Here is a 2,137-nt window from a genome sequence, read left to right as displayed (position 1 = left end):
CGTTATCGATAAAGCGATTGACAAAGCAAATGGTGGCGGCGGTGAAGATTACGTTCCTGCTCGTTACGAAGGCTTTGGCCCTGGCGGCACAAGCGTCATCGTTGACTGTTTAACTGACAACGGCAACCGTACTTTCCAAGATGTGCGTCAATGCTTTGTAAAGACCGGTGCGAAGATCGGTGTTGAAGGTTCAGTTTCTCACATGTTTGATCACCAAGCCGTATTCCAGTTCAAAGGCGACGATGATGAAATCATCCTAGAAACGCTAATGATGGACGACGTAGACGTGACAGACGTTGAACTTGAAGATGGCGTGATTACTGTATTTGCTCCTCACACAGAGTTCTTCAAAACTAAGACTGCTCTAAACGGTGCGTTCCCAGATCTGACTCTTGATGTAGAAGAGATCACTTTCGTACCGCAAACTCAAACGCCAGTCGCGGGTGAAGATGCTGAGAAGTTCCAGAAGTTCCTCGACCTTCTAGATGACTGTGATGACGTTCAGCAGGTTTACCATAACGCTGAACTGTAATTGATTACAGAATAAAAAAACCGAGCGATTAACGCTCGGTTTTTTTATGCTTGAGAGATAGCGTCGGTACCCGCTAACCAGTTAGACAGCTTTCTAATTTGTGGTAAGACAGTCAAGTTAAGCGTTAAAGCGACGGGCCAGGCTAGAATAAAGCTGTCTAGCCAAATCGCTGGCCATTGATGATTGAAGCCCAATCGATAACCTGAAATCAATCCAGACATAATAATCGCCATGGTCAAAGACGAAAGCAGGGCGGTAATCCAAAAATGTTTGCGACTCATAAATTCTCCTCTTTCTGTTGTTATTTTAATGATGTTCAGGATATAACTATCCAATAGTGAAAAAAATAAGCAGGTACAGAACTATGAATTCCATATTTGGAAACATGGATGATCTTTATTTGTTTTGTAGCGTGGTGGAAGAAGGCTCTTTGTTGTCGGCATCCAAAAAGCTTCAGCTTCCAGTCTCGACCATGTCACGTCGCCTATCTGCCCTTGAACAGCGCCTCAATACACGATTACTGGAAAAAAAGGGCAGAGAGCTAGTGGCGACACAAAGTGGCTCAGAGGCCTTTGAGCTGCTTAGAAGCGGCATTGAATCGGTCGAATCTGGTTTCGGGCAAATGCTTTCCGATACGCAGGAGGTGTCGGGCAAGATAAAACTCGCGATTCCGCACAACTTTTATCGCGCCTTTGTCGGAGACGTTGTTGAGCAGTTTTTGGTTGAATACCCCAAAGTATCACTCGACTTGGTGCTTAGCCAAGAGCAAGCTGTCCCGCAAACAGACAGGGACTTGCTGATCACCTTTGATTTAGCAGAGATGAATGACATGATCGCTAGATCTTTGTTTAAAGCTCGTCATGCCTTTTTTGCCAGTCCCGAATATTTATCCAAAGTCGGTGAGGTGAATGATCTTGAATCCTTGAGTCAGCTTGACTGGGTCAGCGTCGACCATGCTTTTGACATTTCAGTTTATCAACAAGAGCATCTGATTGATGTTATGAGCGTGAAGCCCAAGCTGATCGTCAATGATATTGTGGCGGTACGTGGCGCGGTAGAAAAAGGTTTGGGCGTGGCATCTTTACCTTTTCGACATGTACAAAAAGGGATGAATTTGGTTAGGGTATTGCCTCAGTATCAACGCAGTGTGAGACAAGCTTACTTAGTTTATAAGCAGAGGCGTTATCAACCCAAAGCCCTAAGCTTATTGGTCGAACGTCTAATTGCTGGTGCCGAGAAGATGCAAGAGCCAACGGATTTTACACTGTAAAGTCACCTGTAGAACAACAGATAAGGAACGCAGATTACATGGACAAAGTGGTTATTGTGACAGGGGCGAGTCGGGGAATTGGTGCTGAAACTGCAAAGCTACTTGCGAGTCAGGGCTATGCCGTCGTTGTCAATTATCTTAAAAACCACCAGCGCGCTAATGAAGTGGTGGAGCAGATCGTTTCCGCGGGTGGAGATGCATTTTCGGTACAGGCTGATGTGTCAGACCAAGACCAAGTAGAAGCTATGTTTGCCGAAGTGACCCAGCGCTATGGCACGGTCACTCACTTGGTGAACAATGCAGGCGTTCTATTTACTCAATCGACGTTGAGTGAG

Annotated in this window: 4 protein-coding genes; 3 read left to right on the top strand and 1 reads right to left on the bottom strand. The window is 45.6% G+C overall.

Translation table 11 applies throughout. The features are described from left to right. The coding region (locus QTO00_RS18695; protein ID WP_331426108.1) for a YebC/PmpR family DNA-binding transcriptional regulator at positions 1-532 on the top strand (532 nt) is incomplete at its 5' end. A gap of 44 nt (positions 533-576) precedes the next feature. Here the strand turns inward: QTO00_RS18695 and QTO00_RS18690 are convergent. Then, entirely contained in the window at positions 577-813 is a 237-nt protein-coding gene (locus QTO00_RS18690; protein ID WP_038202204.1) for a DUF2798 domain-containing protein, read from the bottom strand. A gap of 83 nt (positions 814-896) precedes the next feature. On the opposite strand from QTO00_RS18690, the gene QTO00_RS18685 reads away from it, so the two are divergent. Together QTO00_RS18685 and QTO00_RS18680 are read left to right on the top strand one after the other, a co-directional pair. After that, positions 897-1,802 (top strand): LysR family transcriptional regulator, encoded by a 906-nt coding sequence (locus tag QTO00_RS18685; protein ID WP_331426107.1) that lies wholly within the window; start codon positions 897-899, stop codon positions 1,800-1,802. Positions 1,803-1,840: 38 nt separating this feature from the next. After that, a partial coding sequence (locus QTO00_RS18680; protein WP_331426106.1) for an SDR family NAD(P)-dependent oxidoreductase occupies positions 1,841-2,137 on the top strand: 297 nt, incomplete at its 3' end.

This window comes from Vibrio sp. M260118 (assembly GCF_036533755.1).
Lineage (GTDB): Bacteria > Pseudomonadota > Gammaproteobacteria > Enterobacterales > Vibrionaceae > Vibrio.
Note: the sequence above shows the minus strand (reverse complement) of the source record. Positions and strands in the feature narration are given on the sequence as shown.

Coding starts and splice junctions, on each gene's coding strand:
- QTO00_RS18690 (WP_038202204.1), bottom strand. CDS start 813: ATGAGTCGCAAACATTTTTGGATTACCGCCCTGCTTTCGTCTTTGACC.
- QTO00_RS18685 (WP_331426107.1), top strand. CDS start 897: ATGAATTCCATATTTGGAAACATGGATGATCTTTATTTGTTTTGTAGC.